Raw genomic sequence first — 3,966 nt, forward strand, 5'->3', positions numbered from 1 at the left:
CGGATGCACGAAAAGGAACCAAAAGTGCATTTAAGGGGCGACGCCCCTTAAAGAACCCCGCGCCCCCAGACAAGCGCTCATGCTCAGGGCTGATTTGCACCCTCGGATGCCCCCAGACGATGGTGGGGGATGTACAGCGGTGCAGTACCTCACCTTTTTTGAGAAGTGTGCCGCTTGTCAGCGGCAAGGGATGCCCGGTCCCGTCCGGGGTAATGGCTCTTTTTGTGCAGCTGCGCAGCACCTTGCCTTTTTAAGAGGTGTGCCGCTTGTCAGCGGCACAGGATGCCCGGTCCCGTCCGGGCGGACGGCTTGTTTTTTGCTTGTGCAAAAAGCAAGGTAAAAAGCACACATAAGGGGGAAGCCCCCTTATGTATCCCCCGGAAGGGTGCCCGCCTTTGGCTGGGCGGAAAAGACACGCATGTCACAGCCCGCCCCAACCTGTTTTTTGCCCAGGCAGGGCATACTCACTCGACCCGGGCTGTGCCGCAGAACCCCTCTACACTGTGCTCGAACGGATCGGTGCACAAGGCCTGCCGGGGAGGGGCATACGGGGAGGGGGCACTGCCCCCTAGCCCGTAAGGCAAACTGAGGGGGCGTCGCGGCCTTAGCCGCGCTTCGGACCGCAGGTCCGAGAAGTCCCCCGAAGTAGGGCGCTTGCGCCCCGGAAGTTTGGTCGGGAACCCAAACTTCCGTTGCCTTGACCCCTCTACACTGTGCCCGAACAGATCGACGCACAAAGCTTGCCGGGGAGGGGCATACGGGGAGGGGGCACTGCCCCCTAGCCCGTAAGGCAAACTGAGGGGGCGTCGCGGCCTTAGCCGCGCTTCGGACCGCAGGTCCGAGAAGTCCCCCGAAGAAGGGCGCTTGCGCCCCGGAAGTTTGGTCGGGAACCCAAACTTCCGTTGCCCTCAGCCCCTCTTGTGGGGTGCGCCGAGCGGCTGTCGCGGCCCTGGCCGCGCTTCGCGCCTGCGTGGGAAAGCCGCGCTGCTGGTTACATCTCAAAAGCCCTGCCGAGCTGGCCGCACTTCGCGCCTGCGCGGGAAAGCCGCGGGCGGGGGCGTTTGGTCTGGAAGCAAATGGACATTGTCACGACTGGGCCTCGACGACCGCGACCGAGGAATCCCCTGCCCGGGACTGTCCGACAGCGGCATCCGCGAGCCGCACGAAATTTTTATACGAGCTGGTTGCCCCGGCGATGGCCTGCACCTGTGAGACGTCGCCGCCCGCCTCAAGGAACTGCGCCCCGTAGTTGCGGGTGTACTCGTTTGGATAGGTGCCGTTCAGGCCCCCCATCGTGCGCATATACGGGATATCCCAGGATTTGAGGTATCCGCTGGGGCCTTTGGCGTTGTACTCGATCGAGACCAGGTGCCCATCGCTGACACAGATGGTCACAAACTCCATCCAGCCGTGGGAATAGTCCGACATCCGCGCGGTGTAGTACCCATCGTTGAGAGTGTCGCCCTTCTGATTGCATCCGGCGGCGGAAAAGGCTATCACCGCCGCCAGCACCAGGCTGCAAATTCTGCGTTTCATCCAAATCCCTCCTTACACCTGTACGCTGTCGCTCTGGTTTTTGCGCAGATTAAACTGCTCGGAAATCCGCTTGAGCGCTTCGGCCTGTTGGGTCATCTGCTGGCTGGCCGCTGCGGCCTCCGCACTCTCGTTCAGGTTCTGATCGCTCAGGCTGGAAATCTCGTTGATCTCGCCGATGATCTCATCGAGCGCGCCTTCCTGCCGCTGCACCGAGCTGACCAGCCCCTCCATGATTTTGGTGACCTCTTTGGAAATCTCCTCGATCTTTCCCATCGTGCGGGCGCTCTGGTTTGCGAAGTCCAGGCCTTCCGCCACCTGGCGCTGGGAGTGCTCGAGCATTTCGCCTGTCTTTTGTGCGGACTCGGCGCTCTGGTTGGCCAGCAGGCGCACCTGCTCGGCCACCACCGAAAATCCCTTGCCCGCGCTGCCCGCGTGCGCCGCCTCAACCGAAGCGTTCAGGGCAAGCAGGTTGGTCTGGAACGAGATATCCTCCATCAGCTTGGCGATCTTGCCGATCTCTTTCGCATTGCTGTCGATCCGGTCCATCGCGGTGAGCAGCAGCTCCATCTGCCTGCCGCCCTGGGCGAGCTGGTCGTTGACCCGCTCCATCAGCACCTCAGCCTGCTGTGCATGGTCGTTCACCATCCGGATATTGCTGAAAATCGTGTCCGATTCGCTTCTCAGATGGGTCACCGAAGCGGCCTGACGCTCGGACGAATTGTTCACCCGCTGGGCGCCGCCCGCAAGCTCAAGCGATTCGCTCAGAATGTGGGCGGAGACTGTTTGCAGCTCGTTCATAACGTTGTTGAGATATTCAATGATCCGGTTCAGGGAATCCTTCATTACCACAAAATCCCCTGCAAATTCCCCGCTGACCGTAACATCCAGATTCCCCTCCGAGAGCCGGGAGAGGGTGTCGCGCAGTTCGCCGAGATAGCCGTTGATGTCGCCGACCGTCTCACGCAGCGCAGCCGCGAGGGTTTCGGCCTCGTCGCGGGTGGAAAACACCTCGACCGGGCTGGCCAGGTCGCCCTCGGACAGCCTTTGGATCCGCCCGGTGACACTGCCCAGCGAATCGGAAATCTTCCGGCTGAACCTTCTGATCCGGATGAGCGCTGCTGTAAGGAGCAGCAGGACCACCAGCAGGGTCCAGAGGATCGCTCTGTTGCCGATCTGCATGAAGTCGGCGCGCGGCACCGCAATGCAGATCGTCCAGTTGGTGCCCCGTACCGGCGCGTAGGCCAGAAAAGTGGCCTCGCCGTTCATCTTCAGGCGCGCCGCGCCGATCTCCCCGGTCGATGCCCGGGCCATCCGGTCGTAAAGCTCCTCCCCCTGGTCGAGGCCGGCAAGCACGTTCGAGCCCTCCGCTACCTTCGCCCGATCGGGGCTGGCCATCAGCCGGCCCTCCTGGTTGAAGATATACGCTCCGCCGGTGCGGCCGAGGTTGATGTTGGTCATCACATCGTTGAGCACATCATATTTATAACACCCCACCAGATAGGAGATCGTATTGCCCTCGCTATCCAGAACCGGTGTGCCGATCGTGATCTGAAGGTCCCCGTTTGCAAGGGTGTGGGTGTCGTCGATCACCAGATAGCCGGTCTCCTTCATCTTTTTATAAATGCTTTCGCCGCTGATGTCAGCCGGGGCGTCCCCTTCGCCCATCTCCCGGTAACCGTCAGAGTCATAAAGGGTGAGCGACAGGAACTCAATCCCCGAAACCATCCGCTCAAGCAGGGCCTTTTTCTCGTCCCGGGGGGTTTGGGGATTCGTCAGCTCGTGGTTATCCGAAATCAGATAGAGCCGGTCCGCGAGCAGGTGCAGGTTGCCTTCCACCGTCTGTGAGGCAGTGCGCACCAGGGGTTTCAACACATTAAGCATGATGGATTCCGTCATATATCGGGTGGTCACGAAAAGAATTCCCACCACCGTGGCTGCAAGGATCAGGACGATTGCAACCGTATTGGCGACAATTTTTTTGCGAATGCTTGTCAAGGCTACCTTACTCCTTTTTGTGCAGCGGTGCAGCACCTTATGGCAGCATCCGTTTGGCGCCAGACCAAACGGATAGGCGCTCGCGCCTTCCTCGGGTCTTCCCGGCTAACGCCGAAGCGCGGCATACGCCGCGACGACCCTGCGGGCCACCTCACGGGTTAGGGGTCGGCGACCCCTCCCCGTGGGCCCCTCCCTTCCGGGCGGGGGGAGCTTTTTGTGCAGCTGCGCAGCACGTTACTTTATTGATAAGATGTGTGCCGCAGGCGGCACTGGGATGCGGGGGGTCCGCCCCCGCGCTGGGGTTCTTTTTGTGCAGCGGTGCAGCACCTTACCTTTTTTGAGAAGTGTGCCGCTCGCGGCACCGGGATGCCCGGTCCCGTCCGGGCGGACGGCTTGTTTTTTGCTTGTGCAAAAAGCAAGGTAAAAAGCACACAT

General features: G+C 61.1%; 2 protein-coding genes. Both read right to left on the reverse strand.

Translation table 11 applies throughout. The features are described 5' to 3' along the window. Positions 1–1,086: 1,086 nt before the first annotated feature. Positions 1,087–1,536, reverse strand: coding sequence for a hypothetical protein (locus tag D5269_RS17005; RefSeq protein ID WP_016317838.1), 450 nt, complete (start codon positions 1,534–1,536; stop codon positions 1,087–1,089). A 12-nt stretch (positions 1,537–1,548) separates the two neighbouring features. After that, on the reverse strand, positions 1,549–3,531 hold the full coding sequence (locus D5269_RS17010) for a methyl-accepting chemotaxis protein (RefSeq protein WP_120486690.1): 1,983 nt from the start codon (positions 3,529–3,531) through the stop codon (positions 1,549–1,551). Positions 3,532–3,966 lie beyond the last annotated feature (435 nt).

The sequence above is a fragment of the Anaerotruncus sp. 1XD42-93 genome (genome assembly GCF_009917605.1).
Taxonomy (GTDB): Bacteria; Bacillota; Clostridia; order Oscillospirales; family Ruminococcaceae; genus Anaerotruncus.